The following is a 26,709-nucleotide window of genomic DNA, read 5'->3' as shown; positions in this document are numbered from 1 at the left end:
TCCGCCACACAGACAAGCCCCATCCCCAAAGACATCGCGGGAACAACAACAGCCCCGCGCGTCAAGAGGTGAAGCCTGTCCCGGAAAGATGCCCCACGCCGTGATGACCATGTGGCTCGCACCGAGGAACCCCATCCCATCCACCGCGCGGCTCGGAGACACTGGCCGGGGGCCACGTGAGGTCGTACGTGCAACCGAAGGACGAGGACGTCGAACGGACCGAAGGCTACTACCACCGCTATGGCGAGGCCGTGTACCGGCGCTGCCAGCGATTGCTCGGGGACGACGCGCAAGCCTGGGACGTGACACAGGAGGTGTTCCTGCGGGTCCACGTCCACCTGAAACAGGTGCGCGAGGCCACCTCCGCGCTCTCCTGGCTGCTCATCGTGGCGGATCGCCAGAGCTTCTCGCTACTGCGTCGCCGTCGCACCGAGCGCACCTCCGCCATCACCCTGCGCGCCCCCATGGACGACGAGCTGGATACCTCGATGGAGCGGTTCGTCACCGACGCGGACCTGCTGAGACACGTGCTCGCCCACTGTCCCGAGGACGTCCAGCGCATCGTCGCGCACCGGTTCCTCGGTGAGCTGGAACAGGAGCAGATCGCCACCCTGCTCGACGTGTCGCGCAAGACCGTGCAACGAAAGCTCCAGACCTTCTTCGAGACCGCCCGGCGCCTCCTCGAGGTCTCTGAGAGCGCCGTCTCGTGGAAAGGACCCGCCTCCGCATGAGCCCCTCACCCCTGCCCCGCTTCCCGGGCGTCCCGGATCTCCTGATTGAACGCTACCTCTGCGGTGAAGTGACCCCCGAGGAGGCCCGGTCCATGGAGGAGGCCGCGCGCGAGATGCCCCTGCTCGCGGCCCACCTGGAGGAGCGTCGCGCCGCCCAGAGTGCCTTCGTGCGGCGGCGCCCCTTCACCGTCATCGCGGCACGCCTGCATGAGCTCGAGCCCGCCCCCGTCCACCCCTGGGCAAGGCCGCTGCGCTGGGCCCAGCCAGCGCTCGCGCTCTGTGCGCTGCTCGCCCTGGGCCTGCCGCTCCTGCGCCCCGCGCCGGACGTCGAGGAGCGGATCCGCGTGCGCGGAGGACTGACCACGCGCCTGCATGTCAAACGCGGCGACGCCGTCTTCGAGCAGGCCCTGGATGTGGCGCTGCGCCCCGGAGACCGCGTGCGCCTGGAGGTCGAGGACCCGGTGGGCGGCGCGCTGTACGTGCTCGCCGTCGACAGCCGGGGCCAGGTCACTCCGCTGCATGGCTTCGCGGAGACCGGCGGCGCGCTCCGGCTGGAGCCTGGACGGATGGCGCTCCCCGGGAGCCTGGAGCTGGATGCGGGCCCGGAGCGCGAGGCGCTCGTCTTCGTGCTGACGGCACCCTCCCCCGAGGCCCCCTCACCGACAGCCGTGCGGCGGTGGCTGGAGCAGGCGGCCCGGACCACCCGCTTCCCTCCCACCCTCGAGCCACTCCCGTCCCTGCGCCACGTGGTGCGTGAGCTGCGCCGGGAGCAGCCCTGACCTCTCGTCGCTTCGACATGTCCCACGCCACACCGTGCCGCGTCTTCCGGGATGAACCCACCACGGGAGCGAAGCATGACGAGACGATGGCGACACGGGGTGTTGTGCCTGGGACTGCTGGCCGGCGCATCGATGGGCTGCGGCGGCCTCCTCGGAGAAGAGGGCGAGGACGACGCCTTGCGTCTACCACTACGTGGTGTATCGCGAGGGCGCGCTCCACCCCTTCTACAACGCCATGTTCCCGCAGTGCCCCGAGCCGCCGCAGGGCTACTCCCTGGTCTCGTATCGATACAAGGAAGACCCGGCGCTGCCACCGGGTCAGACCTACTTCGACGGCTGCGACGTCGACAGCGGCCGCGTGAAGATGGACCTCTTCATCGAACTGGACGGGAGATTCCGCGGGTACGTCTGCGAGCACAACACGAGCGCCCTGCGCACACAGGTGCGCGCCGCCACCGCGACGCCGCCTCCGTCGGGCAGCGAGACGTATTGCAGGAACTCCAGCTTCAACATCCAGGAGCCGGCCCTCTACGTGAACAGGCATCCGGAGCGCTATTGCGTCTCCGCGAACACGGAGGTCTACACGCTGCGTGATGACTGGGACGGAACCTGGGATGACCGCGCCACGCCGCCCGCCTGGTGGCCCTGCGCGACCTCGACCGTCCCCTGATACCCGCCCTGCGTCCCCGTGCAACGCGCCTGCGTCCCGGGGGCAAGCAGCGGGCCTCCACCAGGGTCCTCCTCGCTCCAGAAGTCCGCGGGCTCCCACTGGTACGTGCCTTGCTCAGTGGGAGCCCGCCTCGTGACTCATCCCTGACGAAGTCCCTCCGCGAGAGGTCTCCGGGAAAGCCCCCCCGGAAGCGCCGACCTGTCACCCGCCGTTCTCCGCGGCCATGTCCTCGTCAGGGCTCGGTCTCGAGGTCCCCCTCGAGGAAGGTCCATGCCCCCGACCCAGAACAACACGGCCGTGTTCCTGATGGACGGCGAAGAGTACTTCGACATGTTCCGCGACTGCCTCTACGAGGTGCGGGACGCGCAGCCCCACGCGAAGACCTATGTGCGCCTGGGCTGGTGGTGCCTCCAGCACGACACCCTGCTCGACCGCCACGCGAACCGGAACTTCGGAGAGGTCCTCAAGGAGGTCGCGGACGCGGGCCACCCCATCGACATCTGCCTCTGGCAACCCGACGACCTCACCGTCAAGGGGCTCGAGCTCGCGAAGATGTCGGACCACTTCTCCCTGCAGACGCTGGCCAAGAACAAGGCCACCCAGGCCCTGCTGCACAACCACAACCAGCGCATCCAGGTTTACCTGGAGAAGCACAGCGGCGCCGGCGTGGGCTACTCGCTCCACCAGAAGATCGCCATCTTCTCCATCGCCGGCACGCTGAAGGTGCTCGTGGGCGGCTTCAACATCGAGCACGAGTACTGGGACAACATCGCGCACTCCCGGCCCTACGGACACTCCTGCCACGACACCGGCGTGCTGCTCCAGGGCCCCGTCACGCTCGACATCGAGTCGGAGTGGCTGCGCCGCTGGAGGAAGCAGCTCCCCACGCTCAGCCTGTTCGGCAAGCCGCACCCCGCCGCCGCCCGCTCCACCCTCCAGGCCACCGCGAATGACCAGGTCATCCAGGGCGGCAACCTCACCATCACCGCGCTGACCACCAACAGCGAGTCGTTCTCGAACCAGACACACATCCGAGACAAGCTGGTGGAGCTCATCTCACACGCGAACAAATACATCTACATCGAGAACTTCCAGTTCTTCAATCCGGAGCTGGTGAAGGCGGTGCGCACGCGCATCAAGCAGATGGGCGCCAAGCAGCTCAAGGTGGTGCTGGTCATCCCGGATCCCCTCCATGACTCCGACAAGGGCGTCACGTACCTGACGCGCATCACGTACGCGATGATGGCCATCGAGAGCGGCTACCTGGACGAGAACTGCCTGGCCGTGGAGGTCATCGACGGCGAGATCACGACGCACGTCGACCCGCGGACCCAGGGGACGAAGACGTACTCCAAGGACGACTACGTCTGGGAGGTGTACGAGCCCTCCATCAACCTGCATGACTGGCCCCAGCAGGACTACCGCCTGCGGCTGACGCACAAGAAGACCCAGGCGAGGACGGAGGTGCGGCTCGACGCCGTCCTGAGGTTCATCCACAAGGGGACGGGCCAGAAGAGCAAGGCCCAGCCCAAGCACGACGACGTGGCGCCCAAGATCCAGGTCTACTTCCCCTACCGCTACGGGGGCATCAACCAGGCACCGGAGACCGTCTACCTGCACACCAAGCTGATGATCATCGACAGCCAGCACGTGGTGCTGGGGAGCGCGAACTTCGACTGCCGGGCCATGGACTACGACGGTGAGCTGGACGTGCACATCGACGACGCGGCCTTCGCGACCACCGTCAAGGCGAGGCTCGTCAACCACTACGGCATCCACGGGATGTATGAAGTCCCGCGCGCGTGCTGGAATGACTCGGCCGAGGAGCGCCACCAGGCGAACTGCGTGGGGCTCGCGCGCAGGGACCCCAAGGACCTCTGGGCCATGTTCGAGAACGTGGGCAGCTCGAAGAAGTTGAAGTTCACCTGGCTCTGAAGCCAGTCACGCCAGGAGCCACACATGACCCTCATCGGACAGTTCAACAACAACGGCACGCGGCTGAACCTCCTCCAGAAGAAGCCGCTGTTCCTCCACCACACCCACCGGCCCGCGCCCGGCTGGTACAACCGCACCAAGCCCCTGGCCGGGAACGCCCCGTTCGTGCACCTGCTCGCGACCGACGTCGCGGCGATGGTCGTCGGGGGCGTCGTCGGGGCGCCCAACAACGCCGTCATCGAACAGAACAACATCGACATCTACCTGGACATCACGGCGGGGAAACAGGCCTTCTTCAGCAACGCGCCAGCCAACGAGCTCCACGCCTATCAAGTCAATCCAGGAGGGGCGCTGGCCTGCCAGTACTTGAGCTGGGAGGACTCCTGCATCGTCTCGATGGACCTCTCCAACGTGGGGCCGCCCCTGATGATGTCGGGCCCGTTCAACGGCTGTCATTTCTATGTGACGCAGGACACCGTCACGAACCAGGTCCGGGTTCATCACGCGAACGCCAACAAGATTGGCATGTCGACCGACCACAATCGGCCGGACCTGGCCGAGGCCTACATGGACGGGTTGATGGCGGCGGCGCAGGGCCCCAACGAGGTCATCACCCACCAGATGCGCAAGGACGACTACCTGGCCAGGGTCTGGGACCCCATCGCGGGCGCGAAGGTCGAATCCCCGGTGACGCTGGCCTACCGCAACTACAAGCAGGGACAGGGCCGCACGAACGTCGCGCTCCATGAGACGATGTGCCTGGTCTTCGGCATCCGCACCGCCGTGAACACCTGGGACTTCTTCTTCCACGTCGCGGGCGTCACCGACTACAACCGCTCCGGGCTGCGCTCGAACCGTCAGGGCTACCTGAAGACCGTCATACCGTGGCAGGCGATTTGAGCGGGGCCCCGCCTCCTCCGTCATCCGCCCGAGGCGCGAGGCCCGGCTCGAGCAGTGCCAGCGCCCGGGCGCGCGTCCGCTGGATGCACTCGCGGGTCCAGTGCCCCAGCTCCGCCTGGGATAGCAGGCCGTGCCGCGCCAGGAAGTCCTCGTCCACGCCCGGGATGGGCGGGAGCGAAGGCGTGCTCCGCGCGTCCAGCTCCGACAGGGCCCGCCGCAGGCCGGCCTCCGCGCTCCCGGCGCCTCGCTCCAGCGCGAAGTCGAGGACTTCCCAGCCCAGCTCGGCGTGCCGCGCCTCGTCCTCGGCGATGACCGACAGCGTCTCGCGCACCACGGGGTCCGCGGCACGCCGCGCGCCCTCCGCGGCCACCAGGGAGGCCACGCCCTCCGCGAGGCACCCGTCCAGCAACGAGCCGCGCGCCAGCCGCGCCCAGGCCTCCTCGGAGCCCGTCGCCATGGGCTTCACGCCCTCCTGCTCCAGCTCCGGAATGGGCCCCGCCGTCCAGTCCACTCCCGAGAAGGCCCGGGCGAGCGCGAAACACCTGCGTGCGTGGCGGACCTCGTCCAGCGCCGCCAGGTGGCAGTCCTCCAGCAGCGCCGACGGCGCCCCCATCGCGGAGAGCCGGAGCGACAGCTTCGCGAAGGCTGGCACCGACGCATGCTCCATCCGCGCCGAGGTCATCCACGCCTCCCCGAGCACCGTCCGCTGCCACGTCGTGAGCCCCGAGACCTCCGGCACGGCGTCATCCGCCCAGCCCGCCCCCAGCGCCCGGCGAGCCACGCGGGCACGCCCGCGCAGGCGCAGCACCCGCCCCTTGGAGAAGTTGGTGTTGGAGAAGAAGTCGACGACGCTCCAGACGAGCCACGCCATCCCGCCAGCCGACAACACCCCGCCCGCGATCAGCAGCCCGGCTCCGAGCCGACGCGTCTTCTTCGAGTGGGTCCTGGGGAGCGCGAAGACAATCCCCAGGATGAAGGACACGGCAATCGCACAACCGAGGATTACCGCCAGCTCCAAGGCCATCACATCCCCTTTCCTGGAAGTCAGCCCAGGATGTCATGCACTCCGGATGCCCACCAGGGTGTCAGGGCGTCCGCGCGTGAAGCAGGGGCACCACCGTGCAGGGGACGGCACGCCGGACGGGCGAAGCTGTGCAACCGGCTGCACGGTGGAAGGGGCGGCTCAGTCCTCCACTTCCGCCTCGTCCCACTGCTGGTGGTTGAGGTGGGGGTCGCGGTTCGGGTCGTAGTTGGGGTCGTTCGACGGGACGTATTGGCCGTTGCCGTTCATCCAGTACTGATTGGCGCCCGTCTGGACTTGGTGGCGCGTGCCGGTGGCGGTGTTGCGCACCGTCTCCTCGTCCTTGATGTAGTTCACGAAGCGGTGGTGCATGCGGTCCGACGCGGCGTCGCGGCTGGCGTAGGTCTCCGCGATGGACCTGTTGATGGCGTCGTTCTTCTCGTGGAACGCGCGCTGTTGCGCCTCGAAGGCGGCCTTGTTGGCCTGCATGCGCTGGTGGTGCGCCGCCCAGCTCGCGCGCTCCCGGGCCATCTCGCCCTGGTTGTAGGCCTGGACGTACTGCGGATTGTAGCGCGTGCCCGCGAGCGCCTGGAGGACGACCTTCTTGCTCTCCTCGTAGCGCTCCTTGGGCGCGTCGAGCGCGTGCGTGTAGTAGTTCCAGGACACCATGTTGCCCAGGTCCGTGGCGCTCAGGTGGACGACCATCATGTACGGCTCACCGCGCTTGTCGGTCCACTCCGTCACCTTCGCCAGGAAGAGCTGGCGCATGGGGGCGACCTTGTAGAGCAGGTCCGAGAAGCCCTTGTCGGACGCGGCGATGTCCGGCGCGTCGTATTGCTTCACCAGCTTCGCGCCCTCCTTGCGTGCAATGGGCACCAGGTCCTGCTGGATGACCTGGTCGATGGACTCGAAGCGCCGCATCGGCTGGCCGCTGCGCGCCGCCACCTGCTGCATCATCGGGTCGCCCGAGAACATGAACGTCTTCATGGGGACCATGTAGACATTCACGTTGCCCGGTCCGCTGATGACCGCCTTGCCGTTGTTGACGATCCAGTTGTCCGGCAGCGGCATCGCCGCCATCTCCATGAACTTGTCGTCGAACAGCTTGTGCATCACGACCTTGCCGTTGGGTGGCACCTCGAGTCGCTTCTCGACTTCGGGTGCCCCAGGACCCGGTGTGTCACCCTCGACCTTGTTCTCGCGACAGCCGCCCACCACGACACACGACGTCACGAGCGGAATCATCAGCGCCTTCATCGGATTTCCCCCTCCTGGACTGCATTGGCATCCAGGCTACCAGAGGCCCGGTGCGGGGGACACCCGGGCCCCTGGCGGGCTCACAGCTCCGGGAAGACGAGCAGGCCTCGCTGCGAGTCGACCACGTAGACATAGCCGTCCCCTGGGACGCGGATGCCGACGGCGCCCTCCCAGGAGGAGACGTTGAGGAACACGGGGTCGTGCTCCCGCCAGGTGTGGTGATAGGCGATCTCCCGGGGACGGCTCGGAACGGTGACATCCAGGACGCGCACGCCCTGCTGGAAGTGCGCCAGATAGAGCCGGTTGCCGACGAGCTCCATGTTGTGGATGGAGACCTCCGGCGACAGCTTGTACTCGCCGATGAGGGTGGGGTTCGCCGGGTCGTTCAGGTTGAGCACCCGCAGGTGGGCGCCCCACCCCTCGCCGCCCTCGAACGCGATGAGGTTGTTCTGGAAGTACGCCACGCGCGAGTAGTGGCTCATCGCGTTGGGATACTCGTACGCGCCCAGCTTCTTCACGTTCGCGGGGTCGCGCGCGTCGAGGATGAGCAGGCCCGCGCCCCAATGGTTGACGAAGAGCAGGTGGTTCAGGGAGGTGGCGTCGTGGGGATAGGAGTTGCGCCCCGGCATCCGGGAGCTCTCGTCCCGGTAGCTGCCCAGCAACACGGGCTCGCGCGCGTGGGTGACGTCGAAGATGAGGACGTCCCCGTTGTCCATGGCATACAGCCGATTGCCATTCACGAAGAGGGTATGGGTGCTGCGCCGCATGCCGCCCGACAGGTCCTGGATGAGCCTGGGGGACGCGGGGTCGGAGATGTCGAACACCAGGACGCCCCGGGCCGCGCTGGCGACATAGAGCGCGTCGTCCTTGGCCCAGACCCCGTTCCAATAGGCATCATCGGGGTGCGTGATGGACGCCACCAGACGCGGCGCGGTGCGGTCCGCGAGGTCGAAGACGAACAGACCTCCCTCGCCCGGGAAGCCCGCCTCGATGTTCACCACGTAGGCGTGCCCCTTGGTGACGTAGACATCCACCCCCATGCCCGTGTTCGCCCCCGTGGAGGCCTCGCCGATGAGTCGCAGCCCGCCCGAGGACTCTGCTTCCCCGGGCCGGCGGCGGGTCCGGACGCTCTCGAAGCTGAGCACCCGGGGCGGCTTCCCCGCCTCGCAGTAGACGTCACAGCCCAGCACGCGGTCCGTCCCCACCGCCCGGCACCCCAGCTCCGCCGTCACGCTGTAGGGACGGCCGGGAATATTGGCGGTCGACACCAGGAACATCGGGTGGGCCGCCTCCGGTTCGAGGAAGTAGTACCGGCCCAGCAGCTGTTCGGTGGCGCGCCCCGGCCCCGTCGAGGTGTCGTGGAAGCGCGCGTTGAAGGGGCCCGAGGTGTCCACGCCCTTCAGGCTCTCCAGATCACAGCCCGTCAGGTCGTAGGACTCCAGCTTGCCGCAGTCATCCGGGGTGCTGACGGAGACCCGGAGCGCGCAGCTCACGGCCGGCGGTGGCCCCAGGTCTCCCGGGTCCGGCAGCGGCGTGCCGGGAGACAGATCCACCGGCACCTCGATGACCTCACGGTCCGGGCTGTCGCACCCGCCCGCGCCAGCGAGCCACCACACCATTGCGACGACGACCCACGTCCACTTCACCATGTCTGCCCCCGGGGATGGGGCCGGCGCGAGCGGGATGGACGTGCACGGAGGAAGGCCGACCCGGAATCCCTCGAACGAACAGGGGCCCTCCTCATATCGCGGGTCCGCGGACGCCGTTCAATCCCTGACATCCGCGCGGGCCCTGGGGCGTCAGAAGATGGTCCGCACGCTCCGGTCCCCGGCGATGTACTGGTTCAGCGTGTAGCCGAAGTCGGACGTGCACGCGTGGTTGAGCTTCCGGACCAGGCCATACAACACCCGCCCCAGAGGCGAGGAGTCGAGCACGGAGCGGACGCTGCAGATCTCCTCGTGCTCGGTGACCTTCAGGTCCTGGTCGAGCACGACCTTGTGCACGGCGTGGTACGTGAAGGTATCCCCCACCAGCGCCTGCCAGGGCCGCAGGGCGAGGAAGTGCTTGAAGACGAGCGAGGTCTTCACCTCGGCCATCACGACATGGGAGCCATCCGGACGCCGCGACTCGGTGACGTCGCCGAAGGCCATGCGACAATCCGAGAGGAAGGTCCTGTTGACATACACGAGCCGCCGGGCGCGCTCCAGCCCCTGCACCGTGACGAGTGGGTCATGGAACGTGGTGTCCGGGTGATAGTGCCTCGACGCGGCGGCGCGGGGACGGTGCTCATCACAACCATAGAGGATGGGCAGGAAGCTGCGGACGAGCTCGGCGGGCCCCCGGGGCTCCGAATGCAGCGGGGTGGTGTGCGCGACTTCCCTCATGTGGAACTCCTCCAACGACGATGTGAAACCAGACGGCCCGCGGCCGCTCAGCAGGCGCGAGCCAGCGGGCCGCTTCGCGGCGAGAGTCCCGCTCCACCTCGTGCCCCGCCCGCTGGCACTCGGCCGCGGACACGACGCCGCCGACTCCCGCGCCAAGGACAGCCACTCGGAATCGCCGGTCGAAAGCGCGGCCTCTGGGAATGACTCTCATGGGGGTGGCCGATGGTGTCCGCTCGGGCCGGGGCTCGTAATCGCCTGCCGGTCCCGGATGGCTGTCGCCTGCACGACCAAGGCGCGTCCCCGTCCTCCCACGAAGAAGGCCCCGGCGCGCTGGACGCACCGGGGCCCTTGGACTTCAGGGTGTCAGGGACTTCACGGCAGCGGCGGCAGCGTCAGCACGCCGTTGCACTGGCCAGGCGTCGAGGGCACGCCGGTGCCGCCCCAGGGCGCGCCGGTGTTCACCACCACGCTGCCACCCGGAGGCGGCGGGCAGCCGTAGCCCTGGGCCTGGCGCACGACGATGTTGGCGTTGGCCGGCAGGTTGTAGAGGACGTCCGTGCCCGCGCCCACGCAGATGTTGCGCGTCTGGCTGCCACCGGTGGGGAGCGGAATCTCCAGCTCCAGGCAGATGGGCAGCGTGGTGCCCGGCGGCAGTGAGGCCGCGTTCACGTCGATGCGCAGACAGGCGGGGTTGGTCTTCTCGATGTCGGCGTTGATGAAGCCGACCTCATTGGTGTTGGCCGTGAAGCCGCTGTTGGAGATGCGCGCGCAGTCATCCGCGTTGCAGCTCACCGTCTCGCGGTTGTTGCACTGCACGGGGTTGCTCGTGCGGGTGCCGCTGGTGGGCTGCTGCCGCCACTGGTTGGAGCCCACGGGCATGGACCAGAAGGCGATGTTCGCCGGGGCCGTGGGGGCCAGGTCATTCGTCAGCGGGATGAAGACACGCGCGGTGGCGCCCGGGGCCAGCTTGAGCAGCTGCCCCCTGCCGTCGCGGACCTCCGTGTAGATGGCGCCGCGCGACTCCAGGAACACCTGCTGGCCCGACAGGTTGACGGCGCCGTCGGTGCCCGGCATCGACAACAGGCCCGTGTCGATGTGACGCACGCCCACCGTGAACGGGCCCTGCACCTGCTCACCCGAGGGGCCGCGCAGCGCGGACAGGTTCACCTGGATGGAGGCGCCGTTGCGCGGGTCCGTCACCACGACGGTGCCCGACGCGCTGAACGTCTGCCGGTGCAGCGAGTGCAACACGAAGCGCGCCCCGAGCACGTTGCGTGTGACGGCGCCCACGTAGGGCATGTAGCCCGGAACATCGATGGTCACCGGCGTGCCCATGGGCACCGCCGCCGTCACCGAGAACGAGCCGTCCGAGGCCGACGTCCCCGCGGCGCTGCCGACGCTCACCCTCGCCCCGGCGAGCGGGGCTCCGGCCGCGTTGGTGACGACGCCACAGATGGTGGTGCCGGAGCTGGCGGGCGTACACGTCACCAGCGGCTGTACGTGCTCCACCGCCGCGGGAGCCTCCGCCTCACCCTCGGGCGCACCACAGGCCGCGCCCAGCAGCATCGTGCCGCTCAGCGCGCCACACAGCCACATCCACCGCTTGCTGACCATTGCCGACAGAGACATCACATACCTCCCCGTTGAAGAAAGGCGACACCCCGAGAGCGTCACCTCCTCGCATGGTATGTGATTCATCTGACATTGACACGGCAGCGCCGGATGTTTCAATCCCAGCACCAATGTTCATCAAACACAGACACGTCACGAAAGACCCGAGGCGACGGCGACCACACGTGTGACACCCCGCGCTACAAATCAAAGGCTCTCGACCCACCCATGTAGCCTGGAATGTCACAGGAGGGTGCGAAACACATACGGGGTTCCCGCATGGCCCGGTGTGCCATGGCGTCGACACACGAGGATTTCAGAGCGCGAGCGGCTCCTCGGCCGGTGCGGGCGTGGCGGGCTTCTCCGACACGGACTCGGCGCAGAGGGTGGAGCCGTTCATGGCGCACCGGCCTCCGTCCTCCAGGTCGAACTGCCAGCGGTGGCGCGGGCAGACCAGGTACCTGCCCTCCTCCACCCACCCCTCGGACAGGTCCGCGCCCTGATGCGGACAGAAGCGCTGCACGGAGAAGCGCCGGTGGCCCACCGTCACCACGGTGCGCTCGCGCTGGGACTCGGTGGAGCGCACGCCCTCGCAGAAGGCCCGCATGTCCTCGATTTCGACGCCCAGGAAGCCGTGGAGGATGGGCTCGTAGACGTCCGGGAAGCGGCTGAGCCGCAGGCGGAACGACAAGAGGAAGTCCTCCCACGTCAGCTTCCGGTCCAGCACGCGCACCATGTCCGCGGCGCTCACCTTCATGGTGTAGCGCGTCGTCTCGCGAATCTCCGCCACCTCGTCCACGCGCCGGCCCTTGAAGTCCACGCGCAAGAGGCGCTCGGGCAGCTCCGTCAGCTCCACGTACAGCGGCATCCCCACCCGCTCGTGCAGGTCCAACAGGTCCAGCTTGCGCTGCAGCTCCACGCGCAGCCGGGCGTGGATCTCATCCACCTCCGCGCGCAGCATGTTGCGCCGCCGCTCCCGGAACAGGTGCGCCATGTCCGCCGCGTAGGTGCGCAGGTAGGACTCGAAGCCCTCCTCCGTCAGCCGCGCGCCGTCCAGCGAGACGTACTCCAGCGAGGCCGCGTCCAGCACGTCCCCCGGCATGGGCTCCAGGAAGCGGGTGTCGGCGCCGGGCAGCCGCTGCTCGAGGAAGCGGAACAGCGTGGTGGCGTTGGGGAAGATGTTCACCTTCTCCAGGTTGAGCGCGAACAGGGCCGGGTCCAGGAAGCACGCGGGGCCGGCCGAGGCCAGGTAGGCCCGCGGCTTCACCACCTCCAGCGCGCGCGCCACCGCCTCGAACTTGCTCTCGCGCTTCTTCAGCGAGATGGCCGCGTACGTCTCCGGCGTGTACTCGTAGCAGGTGGGGTGCCAGATGGCGCCGGAGAACTGGGCGGTGAAGAGGTCGATGGGCCCCTCCTCCTCGCTGATGCGCGCCAGCCGGTCATGCAGCTTGCAGTCGTTGAGGTTGACGAAGCACTGGCCGTCGCCGCGCACCATGATGGCGGAGTCGCGGTTGGTGCCCTGCTCGGACACGAAGAGCTTGAGGTAGCCGCCCTTGATGGGCACCTCGCGTCCGTCCTCGCAGGCGATGACGCGCTTGCAGCCGTAGCGGGCGAAGATGTCCTGCAGCTCCGAGCGCTGGAAGCGGGGAATCACCACCGTGAAGTCCCGGGTGCGGAGGCTGGCCAGGAACTCCGGGTCGAAGTGGTCCTTGTGCTCGTGGCTGACGTACAGGTAGCGCTCGCGGCCGGGCGTCTCCAACAGCTCGCGCACGCGCGGGGCCAGGTGGTGGTTGCGGGGCAGCTGCATCCACGCCGAGTCGAACGCCCCGCGCGGGGACAGCCACGGGTCCATGACGACGACGCTCCCCGCGCACTCCACGGCGAAGCCTGCATGGCCCAGGAAAGTGATTCGCATGTCCCCGCCCCCCACCGAAGCGGCCCGACGACGCGCCGAGGCCGCACACACCCGAGTCGCCGCCCGCTCTCACGGCCGGCGTGAAGTAGGCTGCGAACGGGGTGTCACCTGGACCAGGGGCCTTCCAGTCCCGGCTCGCGTCCGCGTCCCGACACGGCCCCGGGCGGGAGACACGAAGGGCGCGGAAGGAGGACCTCCCGCGCCCCGGTGTCGTCGTCGGTGGAGACGGCTCAGCGACTACGGCTGGATTTCACGGACGGACAGCCACTTGAAGTCGACGTCCTCCGCGTTGTCCCAGCGGAACGTGGCGATGGGGCCACCCCAGGTGATCGGCATGGCGCCCACGGAGCCGCCGCAGTGCCCGGCGTCCCCGCCCCAGTCCCCAGCGTCCACCCAGTCGTAGACCTTCTTCCACGTCACCTTGTCGGCGTTCTCGTTGACGTACATCTCCAGCCGCACGGCCTCCTTGCCGCTGACGGTGGTGTTGCGCATCACCGCCTTGAAGCCCACCCAGCGCCCCTTGAGCGCGGAGGTGGCGGGCTTGTACGGCGCCTGGTCGTAGGAGACATGCCACGTCTCCTTCTGCCAGCGGGCGCGGCCGTCGTAGTGCAGGCCGCCCTTGTAGCTGCTGCCCTCGCAGCCGGAGTTGTTGTTGTTGTGCTTGCCGCCGCGCGCGTACCAGTCGAAGTTGTCCGAGCCGTCCGACGCGGCGTTGAGCTTCACGAAGCCCGTCATCTCGACGTTCTTCCAGTCGTTGGGCGCCTGCATGTAGCCCCGGCTGGCCAGCACATCCCGGTCATACGTCGGAATCTTCGCGGCGGAGTAGCCGGTGGAGGTGGTGACGCCCATGCGCACCTGGCTGTGCTTCATCTTCCACGAGCCGTCCGCGTTGCGGGTGATGGCGCGCTGCGGGTCGAACCGGGGGTCCGACGTGGGGTCGTCCGCCAGCGCCCAGGACTCGCCGCCCGCCTTGGACGGGTACAGCCGCGTCACGCCGAACTTGTCCACGGAGGGCTGCTCGGGAGTCGGCTCCGGGGTGGGCTCGGGCGTCGGCTCGGGCGTCGGCTCAGGTGTCGGAGTCACCCCGGGCGTGGGCTCCGGCGCGGGGTTGCCCGGCGTGGGGTCGGGGCTCGGGACCTGGGGTTGCTCGGACGGCGACTCGGTGCCGCCGGGCGTCTGGGCTCCGGGAGCGCCCGGGTCGGCGCCGCACGCGGAGGCGGACAGGAGGAACAAGGCGCCACACAGGGATGAGAGAACACGGTTCCGGATCAAATGGCGGTCCTTCTGCGAGGGGCCGCGAGAGTGGCGGAGGAGCCGCGGACGCCTATCGCCCTGCGGGCCCTCGCCGCGCCGCTCCCCCGAGGCCAGGATTGCCTCGGGGCGTCGACGCCTGGCTGGTCTCAGCGGCCCGGTGACTGTCGTTTTTCCAACCGGACGGCCCGAAACCCACCACGTCCCGCAACCCTTCCCCAGCCAGTGACGCCCGCTCCGGCCCTCCCCGGGCCGCCCCCTCCCGGGACAGCCCTGGAGCGCTTGCGGGAGCCATCCTTCGGTTTTTCCGAAGGAGTGAGTCTGTAATCCCTATTTGTCGAAGAGAACGGCGGCTCTTATCTGAACCCCACCTATGGAACCTCTACAAACCGTCGGCAGTCCCGTCCTGTGGGGCGGCTTCATTGCCTTCGTCATCGCGATGCTCGCCCTGGACCTCGGCGTCTTCCACCGGAAGGCCCACACGGTCAGCTTCAAGGAAGCGCTGGGCTGGAGCACGGTGTGGATCAGCCTGGCGCTGCTGTTCAACGCGGGGCTCTGGTGGAAGTTCGGAGGCAAGCCCGGGCTGGAGTTCCTCACCGGCTACCTCATCGAGAAGTCGCTCTCCGTCGACAACATCTTCGTCTTCGTCGTCATCTTCTCGGCGATGCGCATCCCCGCGCTGTACCAGCACCGGGTGCTCTTCTGGGGCATCCTGAGCGCGCTCGTGCTCCGGGCCATCATGATCTTCGCCGGCGTGGCCATGCTGGAGCGCTTCCACTGGCTCATCTACGTCTTCGGCGGCTTCCTCATCATCACCGGCCTGAAGCTGTTCGTGCAGCGCAACAAGGAGGACCACCCGGAGGACGGGTGGATGATGCGGATGCTGCGCAAGAGCATCCCGTCCACCACGCGCTTCGACGGGCACCACTTCTTCACCATGGAGAACGGCCGCCGGCTGGCCACGCCGCTGCTGATGGCGCTCATCCTGGTGGAGGCGTCGGACATCCTCTTCGCCCTGGACTCCATCCCCGCCATCTTCGCGGTGACGCGAGATCCGTTCATCGTCTTCACGTCCAACATCTTCGCCATCCTGGGCCTGCGCTCGCTGTTCTTCCTGCTGGCCGGCGCGGTGGAGAAGTTCAGCTACCTGAAGGTGGGCCTGTCGGGCGTGCTGGTGTTCGTGGGCGCGAAGATGGCGCTCATCGACTTCGTGAAGATCCACCCGGCCGTCTCGCTGGGCGTCATCGCCACGCTGCTGGGCGCCAGCATCGTCGCCTCGCTCATCAAGGCGAAGAACCTGCCGCCGCACACGCCGGAGACGGGCGCCGACACGCTCGTCAAACCGTCGGAGAGCTGAAGCAGCCCGCAGCACATCCCCCGAAGCCAGGGCGCGTCCGGACCTCATGCCGGGCGCGCCGGAGCCGGGCGCCGCCAAAGTCATGCGCCGGAAAGCGAAGAGGCCGTGAACCCTTGGGTTTCCCCTTGGATTCACGGCCTCTTCTGGTTGGGCGCAGCAGGGTTTGAACCTGCGACCCCTGCCGTGTGAAGGCAGTGCTCTACCGCTGAGCTATACGCCCGCGCTGCGTGTTGCCACCGCGTCGCGACGGGGAGCTAGATGCCATCTGCTCCCTCGGGTGTCAACGCAATTTCTACGAGAGCCCATCCAGCTTCTCTTCCAGCTCACGCAGCCGACGCTTGAGGCCGGACAGCTGCTTGCCCACGGCCTTGAACTCGCTCTTCGGCGCGAAGTGGAACGCCTTGAGCAGCTCCTCCTGGCCGCGGTCCAGGGCCTGCTTGCCCCGCTGGGCCTTGCCGATGGCGTTGGCGATGGCCATGGCGCGCTTCTCGTCGGCCATGAGCTTCTCCACGGCCTTGCTGGAGAGCTCCAGCGCCTGCTTCTTCAAGTCGTCACGGATACCCATGGCTCGTTGCCCCCGGCCTACGGCTCGTCGATGTACTGCGTCTGCAGCTTCGCGAAGACGCGGTCCGCGATGCCCTTGTACTTCATGCGCTCGATGAGGGGCTGCAGGTCACCCTTCATGGAGATGCGGCGCTTGAGCACCGCCTCCACGGGGTCCAGCGTCCCCTGCAGCAGCTGCTTCCAGACGGTGTACGGGGCGCGGGCCAGGTAGACGGGCTCGAGCTCGTCCAGGTCATCCGGGTCCGCGAGCACGCGGGCCTTCTCGATGCGGCAGTCGCCCGGGACGACATGCACCACGAAGGACTTCGCCAGCTTGCCGGGCTCGGCCTCGATGATGGCCCCGAAGTCGCCCTTCCATCCCTTGCCGGCGACGGCGCACTCGGGGTCCTCGTTCGTGAGCCGGACCGCTTCGTCCAGCCACTCCTTCGACGGGAACTTCGCCATGAGCTGCTACCTATCCTCTTCGGAAGACTCTCTTGATGCTGGAGAGCAGGCCCCGCTCGTCATCGCTGGCGCCGTTGGAGCCGCTCGCCACGGGCTGATGGTCGACGTTGTTGCGCAGGACATCCGAGAGCGCCCGCTTGAGCTGCTCCGGGGTATCGCGCGTGGCCAGGTCCACCCGGCGCGGAGTACCACTGGCCTCCTCCACCGTCACCTGGAGCAGACACTCCTCGGTGAGGCGGAAGTCGATCTTCCTGCCGGCCGCGGCGGACGGGACCCGGACGGTGCCCAGGTACTCGTTGTCCACCATCAGGTCGCTGTCCCCCTGGAAGATGTCCAGCTCGATGTAGGCCGAGCCCGGCTCCTTCGGCGGAGGCAGGCGGAAGCTCTTCACCATGGGGATGAGCGAGTTCTTCTCGATGATGCGCTTCACGCGGCCGTTGGGCAGCGCGTAGCCGATGGGCATGGACACCGCGTCCAGCAGCGTCACCGCGTCGATGCTGCCCAGCGAGTCGCCCAGCAGCGCCGCGCCCAGGGCCACGCACTCGTCGGGGTGCACGCCCTTCCTGGGCGGCTTGCCGAAGTGCGCTTGGATCTTCTGCTGCACGAGCGGCATGCGGCTCTGGCCGCCGACGAGGATGATCTCGTCGATGTCCGAGCGGGCGATGCCCTTCTCCTCGAGCACGCGGTCGCAGATCTCGAAGGTGCGGTCCACCAGGTCGCCGGTGAGGCTGTTGAGGAACTCGCGCGTCAGGGGGATGCGCAGGTCCACCGGCTTGCCCTTGCGCTCGTCGATGAAGGGCAGGTCGATGACGACGTTGGGGATGAGCGTCAGGTCGATCTTCGCCGCCTCGGCGGCGTTCTTGATGCGCTGCAGGGCGATGGGGTTCTCGGTGAGGTCGACCTTGGTCTCCTCCCGGAAGCGCTCCAGCACGTACTCCATGATGCGCGTGTCGAAGTCCGCGCCGCCCAGGAAGGTGTCGCCGCCCGTCGCCAGGACCTCGAAGACGTTGCCGGCCAGGTGCAGCACGGAGACGTCGAAGGTGCCGCCGCCCAGGTCGTAGACGAGGACCTTCTGGTCCAGGCCCCGGTTGAAGCCGTACGCGAGCGCCGCCGCGGTGGGCTCGTTGACGATGCGCTTGACGTCGAAGCCGGCGAGCCGGCCCGCCTCCTTCACCGCCTGGCGCTGGTTGTCGTTGTAGTAGGCCGGGACGGAGATGACGGCCGCGTCGATGGGGCCGCCCAGGAACTGCTCCGCGATGGTCTTCAGCTGCGAGAGCACGAAGCTGGAGACCTGGGGCAGCGTGTAGAGCTTGCCGCCCATCATCACCGCGGCGTCCCCGTTGGGGCCCTCGACGATGTCGTACGGGAAGGAGCCGCGCAGGTCCTCCACCGACTTGGAGTGGTACTTGCGGCCGATGAGGCGCTTGGTCCCCCACAGCGTGTTGCGGGGGTTGGTGACCATCTGGTCCTTGGCCACCCCGCCCACCAGGAGGTCTCCCTTGGCCGACAGGGCGACGACGGTGGGGAGGATGAGGTTGCCGCGATCCGTGGGGACGATCTTCGGGATGCGGTTGCGCACGGACGCCACCAGCGTGTTGGTGGTGCCCAGGTCAATCCCGACGATGCGAGGTCTGTCCGCCATGAAGTTCACGGGCGCGGGCCACCAGACGCGCGCCCCCGTCCCACTCTGTATCACGTCGCGACTTCGCGCGCGCGTTTCTGGGCGAAGCCCTCAGTCCTCCACCTCGGAGCCCTCCGGACCCGGCTCGTTCCACCCCAGGGGGGGTGGGAGCACCCCTCGGACCGCCTCGGTGGAGGGCAGGACCAGGCGATCATACGGCCCCCCCTCCCCCGTCGGCAGCTCGTCCAGGAAGCGGGACGGGCGCAGGACGATGCGCTCGCCCTCCCGGGGCAGCACCGACAGGGGGTACACCAGCGCCAGGAGGTCCCGGGCCCGGGTGGTGGCCACGTAGAACAGGCGCCGCTCCTCCTCTTCCTCCTCGGCCGAGCGAGTCGCCTGGGACATGGGGAAGCGCCCGTCCACCAGCCAGAGGACGAAGACGCTCCGCCACTCCAGCCCCTTGGCCTGATGGACGGAGCTGAGCGTCAGGACGTCCCCGGGGGCATCGCCCTCCAGGGCCTCCTTGGCGGCGAACTCCGCCACCAGCGCCAGCTCCGACAGGAAGCGCGGCAGGTCCTCGAACCGCCGGGCCAGCTCCGCCAGCCGCCGCAGGTCGTCCTCCCGGCTGTCCTCGGGCATGGCCTCCAGGGCGAGCCGGGCGGCGTACCCACCCGCCAGCACGTCCTCGATGAGCCCCCCCGGGTCGCGCGTGGCCTCCGGGCGTCCCAGCCGCCCCATCAGCGCCGTGAGCCGCTCGAAGGCCGGAAGCGACTTCTTCGACACGTGGCGCCGCACGTCCTCGTGGACCAGCCGCTCCCCCAGGGGCAGGCCCTCCGGCAGGGCGCGCAGCGAGGTCCACAGGCGCTCCGCCGTGGTGGGTCCCACGCCCGGCACCGCGCGCACCACCCGGCGGAACGCCAGCTCGTCCCGGGGGTTGTTCACCCAGCGCAGGTGGGCCAGCACGTCCTTGACGTGGGGCTGCTCGAAGAAGCGCACCCCGGAGCGCACCCGGAACGGCAGGCCCCGGCGCGTCAGCTCCAGTTGGAGCTCCAGGCCGTGGTTGTGGGCGCGGTAGAGGACGGCCATCGACTCCAGGGGTTCGCCCCGCGCGCGGAGCGTCTGGATGTGCTCGGCCACCCAGGTCGCCTGTTCGGCCGCGTCCAGCGTGGGGACGACGAGGGGCCGGGGCCCGGAGGCGCGCTCGGAGACGAGCGCCTTGGGGAACTGCCGCGTGTTCTGGGCGATGGCGGCGTTGGCGAGCTGGAGGACCTCCGGGGTCGAGCGGTAGTTGCGCGTCAGGGTGAAGACGGCGCAGCCGGGGTGCCGCTCCGGGAAGCCCATGATGTTGGAGAAGTCCGCGCCCCGGAAGCTGTAGATGGACTGGCAGTCGTCCCCCACGACGGTGAGGTCCTGACGCTCCCCGGCGAGCAGATCCACCAGCTCGCCCTGGAGGCTGTTGGTGTCCTGGTACTCGTCCACGAGCACGGCGTGGAAGCGCTCGGCGAGCAGGGCGCGGACGCGGGGGTGTTCGACGAGCAGCCGCTTCAGGTTGAGGAGCAGATCATCGAAGTCCATCAGGTGCAGCCGCGTCTTGCGCTGGCGGTAGAGCGCCGCCGTGGCGAGCACCTCCGGCGCCAGCGGGACGAACTGCGGCCGGCGGTCCACCAGCACCTCCGACACGGCCTGCTGCAGGTTGGTGGCGAGCGACACCAGCTCCAGCACCAGCTCCGGCCGGGGGAAGCGCTTGTCGCTCTTGAGCTTGCGCTCGGCCAGACAGCTCACCATGAGGTCCCGCGCGTCCTGCCGGTCCAGCACGGTGAAGCGCTCCGAGTAGCCCAGCGCCGTCGCGTGCTCGCGCAGGAGCGCATGCGCCACGTGGTGGAACGTGCCGCCCGTCACGCGCCCCACGTCCACGAAGCCGCCCACCAGCTCCGCCAGGCGGCGGGTCATCTCGCGCGCGGCCTTGTTGGTGAACGTCAAGAGCAGGAGGTGGTCGGGCGAGAGGCCCAGCTCCAGCCTGCGCGCCGCGCGGAAGGTGAGCGTGCGCGTCTTGCCGGAGCCCGCGCCGGCGATGACCAGCACCGGCCCCGCGTCCGCCTCCACCGCGCGCAGCTGCTCCTCGTTGAGGAGCCGGGCGTAGTCGATGCGCGACGGGCCACTCGGCGGACCGAGCGGCCTGGGGGTGGGCGGGGAGACCATGGGGCGCGGAACTCTAACCGCCCCGCCCGCCCGGGACGAACGGATCAGCCGGACTTCACGGCACGGGCTTGTGCGCCGTCAGCCGCGCCGAGGCCGCCTCGCGGACCTGGGCGGAAGGATCCCTCTCCCGGGCCAGCTCCAGCAGCACCCGGCCCACCTGGGGCAGCTTCGTGCTCACCGTGGCGAGGGCGGCGGTGCGCTCCTTCACCCCGCCCTCCAGCCGCTCGGTGACGCCGCGGTCCGCGCAGGTGCGCACCCCGGGCGACTGCTCGCGGAGGATCAGCTCCGCGTCCGCCAGCCGGGCCTCGGTGAGGCGGCGGGCCTCCTCGGCGCGGCGCTCGAACTCAGCCAGGTCCTCGGGGAACTCGGTGGAGACGGCGCGCGCGCGGGCGATGGCCTCCTGGGCGAATCTCGCGTTGACGGCCGCCGCGCACAGCTGCCGCGCCGAGGCCAGGGGCACGCGGCCCTCCGTCGTCACCGTCTCGTCGCGGGCCACGTTCAGCGCCCACACCGCGAGCTGGCGCGCGGCCACCGCGGCGGAGAAGGGCTGCTTGCGCCCCTCGCGGATGTCCACCCAGCGGCGCAGCACCACGGGGTCCGGCACGCCGGAGTCGAAGGCGCGCTGGTACTCGGTGGAGGCCTGCGGCAGCTGCCCGGAGAGGTCCAGGAGGACGGCCACGGTGAGGTACATCTCCGCGCTGCTGGCCCGCTCGCGCAGGGCGTCCAGCCGGGAGGCCACCTCGTACTCCGCCACCGGGCGCGGCAGCGACGTGAGCACCGTGCGCAGCGACTCCAGCGCGTTCTGGCGGATCAACGGGTTGCGCGCCGAGCGCAGCGCGTCCAGGAGCGGATCCACCGCGCGCACGGAGACGTGCTGGCCCAGCTCCTCCGCGGCCTGCCAGCGGTCCAGCGCGTCCGGCGCCAGCAGCGAGCGCTTCAGGTCCTCCAGGTCGCGCAGGTAGTGGCCCACGTGCGCGGCGCGCACGAGCGGATCCGGATGCGCCAGCGCGGCCTGCTCGGCGCGGGCGCGCGTCAGTCGCGCCGGGAAGTCCGTGAGCTTGGGCCCCAGCGGATGCGCCTTCACCCGCGCCTCGGCCTCGTCCACCAGCCCCGAGACGAGCAGCCCCTCCACCTCCAGCCCCAGCAGCAGGACGCGCGCCTCCTCGCGGTGCACGCCGGCCGGGAAGTCCTTGAGGTAGGCGAACAGCTTCGTCGCGCCGGAGCCCCTGGCCTGCTCGAAGGCCTGCGCGTCCAGCCGCGACTCGACCTGGAGTCGGCGTGGATCATCCGGCTTCTCGCGCAGGTACTCGGCCAGCCGCTTCGGGTCCTCCGTCGTCGCCAGCTCGCGCGACTCCGCCTCCAGCATCAGCCGCTTCGCCTCGTCGCGCTGGGCGCCGTCCGGGTGCTCCTGGAGGAACTGCTTCCAGGCGGCCACGGAGTCGGCCTCCTTCGCGGCGTTGAAGCGCAGGCCCTCCAGCAGCGTCCTCGCGGTGCGCGTGTGCGGCGCCTCCGGGTACGCCTCCAGGAAGCGCTTGTAGGCGAGCACCGTGTGCAGCCGCTTCGCCTCCTCGAACTCCAGCTCCTCAAGCCGGGCCTCGGCGGCGTCACCATCCGGGTGCGTCGGGTTCTCCCGCAGGAAGGCGCGATAGCCCTCCACGGTGTCCGTGCTGGCGGCGCGGTCATACGGATTGGGCAGGCACCCGGTGGCCAGCAGGAGGACGGGGAAGGCTCGGCGGAGTGAAAACATTCTCCTGGAGCAATACCGCACCCCGCTCCCCCCGGAAACACGCGCCGCCACGGACGGTTGCCTGGGTAGGTTTTTTGACGACACACGAAGCCGGGGCCAGCATGGTGCCCCAGGACGCTACAGGGAGGTCGCGCATGCGGTGGCTCACGCTGATGGGAATGCTCTCGATGCTCGCGACGGGCTGCGCCACCCCGTCCGGCCGGCTGGAGCCCTGGCTGGACTCGTACGCGGTCCGCTACCACTCGGCCTCGCCGCCGGCCTTCCCCCGCGAGTCGCTCTCCACGCCCGTGGCGACGGCGCAAGCGGAGAAGAAGCCCGCGCCGGCCAAGGCGAAGATGCCCGCGCGCGCCACCGCGTCCCGGCCCGCGAAGGGCAAGCCGGCCACCACGAAGGTGAGCACCCAGGGCGCGCGCCCCGTCTCGGCCGATGCGCGCGAGAAGGTCCTGGCCGCGGCGCGCTCGGTGGTGGGCAAGCCGCAGGTGACCTTCGACGGCCGCAAGTACCCGTCCGACTGCACGGGCCTCATCGAGGGCGTCTACGCGCAGGCGGGCCTGTCCTTCCGCGGGACGCTCAAGCCCGGAGACAACGGCGTCACCGCGCTGTACCGCTACGCCCGCGCCCATGGCCGCGTGTACGAGGACGGCCGGCCCGTGCCCGGGGACCTGGTGTTCTTCCACGAGACGTACGACCAGAACCGGGACGGCCGCCGCAACGATGGCCTCACCCACGTGGGCATCGTCGACAGCGTGGACGCGCAGGGCACCGTCACCGTCATCCACCGGGTCAACCGGGGCGTGGTGCGCTACCGGATGAACCTGGCGCGCCCCCACCTGCCGAGGGATCCGAAGACGGGCGAGGTGCTCAACGACCTCTTGCGCCACCCCGGCCCGAACAAGGCCCCGGTGCTCACCGGGCAGCTCTTCGCGGCCTACGGCAGCGTGCTCCCCGCGAGCGCCCCGGCGAAGAAGAAGCCCGCGCCCATCCCCGTGGCCCTGCGCTGAAACGAGCGGCGCCCGACTCCAGGAAGAGCCGGGCGCCGGTGAAGCGGCGAGGACTTCGTCTCAGGACGCGCGCGCGGTGCGGTCCCACGCGGCGCGCTGCGAGTTGCGCAGGAAGCGCCAGAAGCCCACGACGATGGCCAGGTTCATGGTGACGAAGTAGTAGGCCACCGAGGCCACCCGCTTCGCCGCGCCGCGCTTGAGCACGCCCACCTTCCCCAGGTACGCCAGCGCGTAGAACAGGCCCTGGGCGAAGAGCGTGGCGCGGTAGAACATGCTGTCGAGCAGGAACAGGTTCGCCAGCAGCGCCACGCCCATCAGCGCGGGCGCGCACCAGCGCAAGAGCTTGTGCGACCAGAACGCGAACGCGGGGAAGCCCGCGGTGGGCAGCAGGAGGCCCGGCACCATGCGCAGGCTCTGGAAGTTGCCGGCGGCGATGCGCGCGCGGCGGCCGAACTCCTTGCCGTAGTCCTCTGTCGTCTCCTCGTGCGCGACGGCCTTCTCCTCGTACGCGACCTTGTAGCCCTTCTCGAGGATGCGCAGCGGGATGACGAAGTCATCCACGATGGTGGACGGCGGCAGCTGCGTGTAGAGCGTGCGGCGGATGGCGTACAGGCCCCCGTTGGCCCCCACCACCGCGCCCCGGCGCCCCTCGTACATCTTGATGAGGGACTCGTAGCTCCAGTACGCGCTCTCCTCGTAGTCCTTCTTCGTCGGGTTGTAGAGGCGCAGCTTGCCGCAGACCGCCCCCACCTCCGGGTCATCGAAGTGGCGCACCAGCTTCTCGATGGCGTCGGGCTCGATCATCGTGTTCGCGTCCGAGAGGACCACGATGTCGCCCTTGGCCATGGGGATGCAGCGGTTGAGCACCGTCGTCTTGCCCGCGCGGGGCGCGGGGGACAGGCGCACGCGCTCGTCCCGGCACTCCAGCACGCGCTCGTTGGTGCCGTCGGTGGAGCCGTCCGAGCCGATGAGCACCTCGAAGCGGTCGGCCGGGTAGTCGAGCGCGAGGCTGTTCTCGAGCTTCTGCCCGATGCAGGACGCCTCGTTGTACGCCGCGACCACCAGGCTCACCGATGGAGCCGCCCCGCGCCTGCCCGGCAGCTCACGGCGCGCGTCCCCGCCTCGCATCGCCCGGATGTTCTGCGCCACCTGCGCCGCCCCATCCAGCACGAACAGGCTCAATGGGTAGAGAAAATACGTGTGCGCCAGCAGCAGCGCGGCACACCAGAAGAAGACCTCCGCCATCGACCATGCCTCCCAAGACCCAGTCCTCGAATCGGCCCTGGGTTCAGCAAGAGGCATGCCCCGCGCGAGCAGCCCGCTCCGCTCGGAGCGCGGAGGCAGGCGTGGGGATCAGCGCCGGGTGGGACTGGACTTTCTCCAGTCCTCCGCCCGGGTGGGACGCACGTCGTTTCAGGGCCGCGGGGCGCTCGTGGAGACCTGCTCGAGCAGCTTTCGCGCCAGCTCGTGGTTCTTGTTGAGCGCCAGCACGTCGTCCAGCAGTGAACGCGCCGCCGCCGGGTCCTTCTGGCGCAGGGCCAGTCGGGCAGCCAGGACGTAGGGGCGCAGCAGGGTGCCATCCGCCTGACGGAGCGCCTCCAGCTCCGACACGGACTGGGCCACCGACTCCGGCGGAGAGCCGGAGCTGAGCACGTACTCGGCGCGGGCCACGGTGCTCCACGCCTTCGGGGCGCCCTCCACGTTGCGCAGGCGCTCGGCCAGCGCGAGGGCATCCGGCGCCGCCGTCACCCCCGCGTGGAGGGCCCGGGCCTTCACCCGCGCGGCCAGGGCCGGCGTGGGCTCCACCTCGGGCGCGGCCTCGAGGGCCTCGGCCAGGACGTCCACTTCCTTGCGCAGGCGGTCGATCTCGATGCGCAGCGGTCCGCCGAGCTTGATGACGTCCTCGCGCTGCGCCTTCAGCGCGTTGACCCGGCTCTCCCAGTCGACGGTGGCCTGGGCGGCGGCGCGCTCGTCGATGTCTCGCTGGAGGAGTTCGCCCTGGGTTCGCAGCCGCTCGGCCTCGGCCTGGAGCTCGCCCAGGCGCAGCGAGAGCGCCACGACGAGCTCGGCCTGGGCCTCGGTGTATTTTGGATACGTGGCCGTGAGGGCCTTGAGGCTCTGGATGGCCTGGTCCCTGGAGACGGAGTCGTCCCTGCGCAGCAGGACCGAGGCCCGCTCCTTCTCCGTCACCGCGGTGGCCGGCATGTCCGCGTCACGGTTCTTCCACGCGGGATAGGCGAGCACTCCGGCCAGCAGCACCCCGGCCGCCACGACCAGGCCCAGCCAGAGCCGCGAGGAAGAGCTCGAAGGGGTCGAGGCCACGAGGTCCGCGGACTCGCGGTTCGCGGACAGCAGCTCCGGTGGGAGGGAGACGGCGCCTCGGCGGTAGGCGGGCTCCGAGGTGCTGGGTCCCTGGCCACCGGCGGCGCCCAGGGCGCCGAGTCCCGGCAGCTCCATGGGCGGCAGGTTCACGCCGTGCGACCCGGCGTCGGTGGCCGCGCCGTACGCGGAGGTCTTGCGATTGACCGGAGACCCGGGCGCGTTGGCGGCACCGAAGAGTTCGGTGGACGACGAGGCCTCGCCGTAGAGGCTCGTGGACCTCTCGGCGGGGAGCTCGGGGACGGCTCCCGCATCGGCCGGGTCAGACACGGCTCCGTACGTGAGCGTGCGCCCGATATGGGCGGGAGTCCCGCTCGCGGGTGAGGACGGGCTCGTGCCTGACGTGCCCGAAGCTCCGAGCGTCACGGGGGCAATCGATGGAGGCGACGGAGGGGGGCCTGACGTGGCCGCACCGAAGACCTGCGTGGTCTGGCGAGGACTTCCGCCCGTGTGGCTGGGGAATATCGGGCTTCCTGAAGTGGGGGCCGGGCCCGACGAAGGGACAGCGCCGAAGGTCTGCGTCGAGCCGTGAGCCCCCGCCGAGGCCTGCGTCATTCCAGGTGTGCCCACCGCGCCGAAGGTCTGCGTTGCGCCGTGAGTGCCCGCCACCGAAGGCTGCGTCATGCCAGGGGCACCCACAGCTCCGAACGTCTGCGTCGAACCCTGAGCCCCCACGCCGGAGGCCTGCGTCATTCCGGGAGCGCCGACTGCGCCGAAGGTCTGCGTCGCCCCGTAGGCGCCCGCACCCTCGGTCGATGGCGCGCCCTGGGAGCCGACCGCGCCGAAGGTCTGCGTGGCCCCATGAGCACCCGAGGCCTGCGTCCCGTCCTGCCCGCTCACGGCATCGTGCGCCCCGCCCACCGCACCGAAGGTCTGCGTCGCCCTGTAGGCGCCCGCACCCTCGGTCGATGGCGCGCCCTGGGAGCCGACCGCGCCGAAGGTC

General features: G+C 69.5%; 22 protein-coding genes and 1 tRNA gene. 8 read left to right on the top strand and 15 right to left on the bottom strand.

Translation table 11 applies throughout. The features are described from left to right. The first annotated feature begins 188 nt into the window (after positions 1-188). The 5 genes from VZQ01_RS39115 to VZQ01_RS39095 all read left to right on the top strand — a co-directional run bounded on the left by VZQ01_RS39115 (position 189) and on the right by VZQ01_RS39095 (position 5,015). Complete coding sequence (locus VZQ01_RS39115; protein ID WP_426746166.1) at positions 189-731, top strand: RNA polymerase sigma factor; 543 nt, start codon at positions 189-191, stop codon at positions 729-731. Further along, on the top strand, positions 728-1,510 hold the full coding sequence (locus VZQ01_RS39110; RefSeq protein ID WP_223747383.1) for a DUF4384 domain-containing protein: 783 nt from the start codon (positions 728-730) through the stop codon (positions 1,508-1,510). The genes VZQ01_RS39115 and VZQ01_RS39110 overlap by 4 nt, the downstream gene beginning before the upstream one ends. A 193-nt stretch (positions 1,511-1,703) precedes the next feature. Beyond that, positions 1,704-2,180: a hypothetical protein gene (locus VZQ01_RS39105; protein ID WP_426746165.1), complete on the top strand. Its 477-nt coding sequence runs from the start codon at positions 1,704-1,706 to the stop codon at positions 2,178-2,180. Positions 2,181-2,450: 270 nt separating this feature from the next. Then, entirely contained in the window at positions 2,451-4,115 is a 1,665-nt protein-coding gene (locus VZQ01_RS39100) for a phospholipase D-like domain-containing protein (protein ID WP_223747381.1), read from the top strand. A 24-nt stretch (positions 4,116-4,139) separates the two neighbouring features. Next, on the top strand, positions 4,140-5,015 hold the full coding sequence (locus VZQ01_RS39095) for a hypothetical protein (protein ID WP_223747380.1): 876 nt from the start codon (positions 4,140-4,142) through the stop codon (positions 5,013-5,015). Here VZQ01_RS39095 and VZQ01_RS39090 read toward each other — a convergent pair. From VZQ01_RS39090 to VZQ01_RS39060, 7 genes are all read right to left on the bottom strand, one after another. Continuing rightward, positions 4,993-6,039: a ferritin family protein gene (locus VZQ01_RS39090; protein ID WP_223747379.1), complete on the bottom strand. Its 1,047-nt coding sequence runs from the start codon at positions 6,037-6,039 to the stop codon at positions 4,993-4,995. The genes VZQ01_RS39095 and VZQ01_RS39090 overlap by 23 nt on opposite strands. A 159-nt stretch (positions 6,040-6,198) precedes the next feature. After that, positions 6,199-7,293, bottom strand: coding sequence for a hypothetical protein (locus VZQ01_RS39085; RefSeq protein WP_426746164.1), 1,095 nt, complete (start codon positions 7,291-7,293; stop codon positions 6,199-6,201). A gap of 80 nt (positions 7,294-7,373) precedes the next feature. Beyond that, on the bottom strand, positions 7,374-8,942 hold the full coding sequence (locus VZQ01_RS39080; protein ID WP_426746163.1) for an LVIVD repeat-containing protein: 1,569 nt from the start codon (positions 8,940-8,942) through the stop codon (positions 7,374-7,376). 150 nt (positions 8,943-9,092) lie between these two features. Further along, entirely contained in the window at positions 9,093-9,677 is a 585-nt protein-coding gene (locus tag VZQ01_RS39075; protein ID WP_223747376.1) for a hypothetical protein, read from the bottom strand. A 372-nt stretch (positions 9,678-10,049) separates the two neighbouring features. Next, on the bottom strand, positions 10,050-11,306 hold the full coding sequence (locus tag VZQ01_RS39070; RefSeq protein WP_223747375.1) for a carboxypeptidase-like regulatory domain-containing protein: 1,257 nt from the start codon (positions 11,304-11,306) through the stop codon (positions 10,050-10,052). 298 nt (positions 11,307-11,604) lie between these two features. Next, positions 11,605-13,203, bottom strand: a complete 1,599-nt coding sequence (locus VZQ01_RS39065; RefSeq protein ID WP_223747374.1) for a Rieske 2Fe-2S domain-containing protein — start codon at positions 13,201-13,203, stop codon at positions 11,605-11,607. Between the two features lie 237 nt (positions 13,204-13,440). After that, positions 13,441-14,475, bottom strand: coding sequence for a carbohydrate-binding protein (locus VZQ01_RS39060; RefSeq protein WP_223747373.1), 1,035 nt, complete (start codon positions 14,473-14,475; stop codon positions 13,441-13,443). A 352-nt stretch (positions 14,476-14,827) separates the two neighbouring features. On the opposite strand from VZQ01_RS39060, the gene VZQ01_RS39055 reads away from it, so the two are divergent. Beyond that, the gene (locus VZQ01_RS39055) at positions 14,828-15,811 is read left to right on the top strand and encodes a TerC family protein (protein ID WP_223747372.1); all 984 of its coding nucleotides are present in this window, start codon (positions 14,828-14,830) and stop codon (positions 15,809-15,811) included. A gap of 148 nt (positions 15,812-15,959) precedes the next feature. On the opposite strand, the gene VZQ01_RS39050 is transcribed toward VZQ01_RS39055, so the two are convergent. The 6 genes from VZQ01_RS39050 to VZQ01_RS39025 form a co-directional block, all read right to left on the bottom strand. Beyond that, a tRNA-Val gene (locus tag VZQ01_RS39050) sits at positions 15,960-16,031 on the bottom strand. Between the two features lie 72 nt (positions 16,032-16,103). Beyond that, positions 16,104-16,376, bottom strand: a complete 273-nt coding sequence (locus VZQ01_RS39045) for a hypothetical protein (RefSeq protein WP_141332022.1) — start codon at positions 16,374-16,376, stop codon at positions 16,104-16,106. A gap of 17 nt (positions 16,377-16,393) precedes the next feature. Further along, positions 16,394-16,819 (bottom strand): SCP2 sterol-binding domain-containing protein, encoded by a 426-nt coding sequence (locus VZQ01_RS39040; protein WP_046714145.1) that lies wholly within the window; start codon positions 16,817-16,819, stop codon positions 16,394-16,396. A gap of 10 nt (positions 16,820-16,829) precedes the next feature. Then, a complete protein-coding gene (locus tag VZQ01_RS39035) occupies positions 16,830-18,461 on the bottom strand; it encodes an Hsp70 family protein (protein WP_223747371.1) in 1,632 nt (543 codons plus the stop codon). 90 nt (positions 18,462-18,551) lie between these two features. Further along, positions 18,552-20,639: an ATP-dependent helicase gene (locus VZQ01_RS39030; protein ID WP_426746162.1), complete on the bottom strand. Its 2,088-nt coding sequence runs from the start codon at positions 20,637-20,639 to the stop codon at positions 18,552-18,554. Positions 20,640-20,694: 55 nt separating this feature from the next. Then, positions 20,695-22,386 (bottom strand): HEAT repeat domain-containing protein, encoded by a 1,692-nt coding sequence (locus VZQ01_RS39025; protein WP_223747369.1) that lies wholly within the window; start codon positions 22,384-22,386, stop codon positions 20,695-20,697. Positions 22,387-22,520: 134 nt separating this feature from the next. Between VZQ01_RS39025 and VZQ01_RS39020 the strand changes: the two genes are divergently transcribed. Beyond that, positions 22,521-23,387, top strand: a complete 867-nt coding sequence (locus VZQ01_RS39020) for a CHAP domain-containing protein (RefSeq protein ID WP_426746161.1) — start codon at positions 22,521-22,523, stop codon at positions 23,385-23,387. 60 nt (positions 23,388-23,447) lie between these two features. Here VZQ01_RS39020 and VZQ01_RS39015 read toward each other — a convergent pair whose 3' ends face one another. Together VZQ01_RS39015 and VZQ01_RS39010 are read right to left on the bottom strand one after the other, a co-directional pair. After that, positions 23,448-24,632 carry a glycosyltransferase family 2 protein gene (locus VZQ01_RS39015; RefSeq protein WP_223747367.1) on the bottom strand — a complete coding sequence of 395 codons (1,185 nt, stop codon included), beginning with the start codon at positions 24,630-24,632 and terminating at the stop codon, positions 23,448-23,450. A gap of 168 nt (positions 24,633-24,800) precedes the next feature. Further along, positions 24,801-25,445: a hypothetical protein gene (locus VZQ01_RS39010; RefSeq protein ID WP_426749051.1), complete on the bottom strand. Its 645-nt coding sequence runs from the start codon at positions 25,443-25,445 to the stop codon at positions 24,801-24,803. 397 nt (positions 25,446-25,842) lie between these two features. On the opposite strand from VZQ01_RS39010, the gene VZQ01_RS39005 reads away from it, so the two are divergent. After that, complete coding sequence (locus VZQ01_RS39005) at positions 25,843-25,974, top strand: hypothetical protein (protein ID WP_426749049.1); 132 nt, start codon at positions 25,843-25,845, stop codon at positions 25,972-25,974. Positions 25,975-26,709: the final 735 nt, after the last annotated feature.

Origin of the sequence: Myxococcus faecalis, assembly GCF_050039385.1 — a bacterium.
GTDB classification, from domain to species: domain Bacteria; phylum Myxococcota; class Myxococcia; order Myxococcales; family Myxococcaceae; genus Myxococcus; species Myxococcus fulvus.
This window is presented reverse-complemented; position numbering and strand designations above follow the sequence as displayed.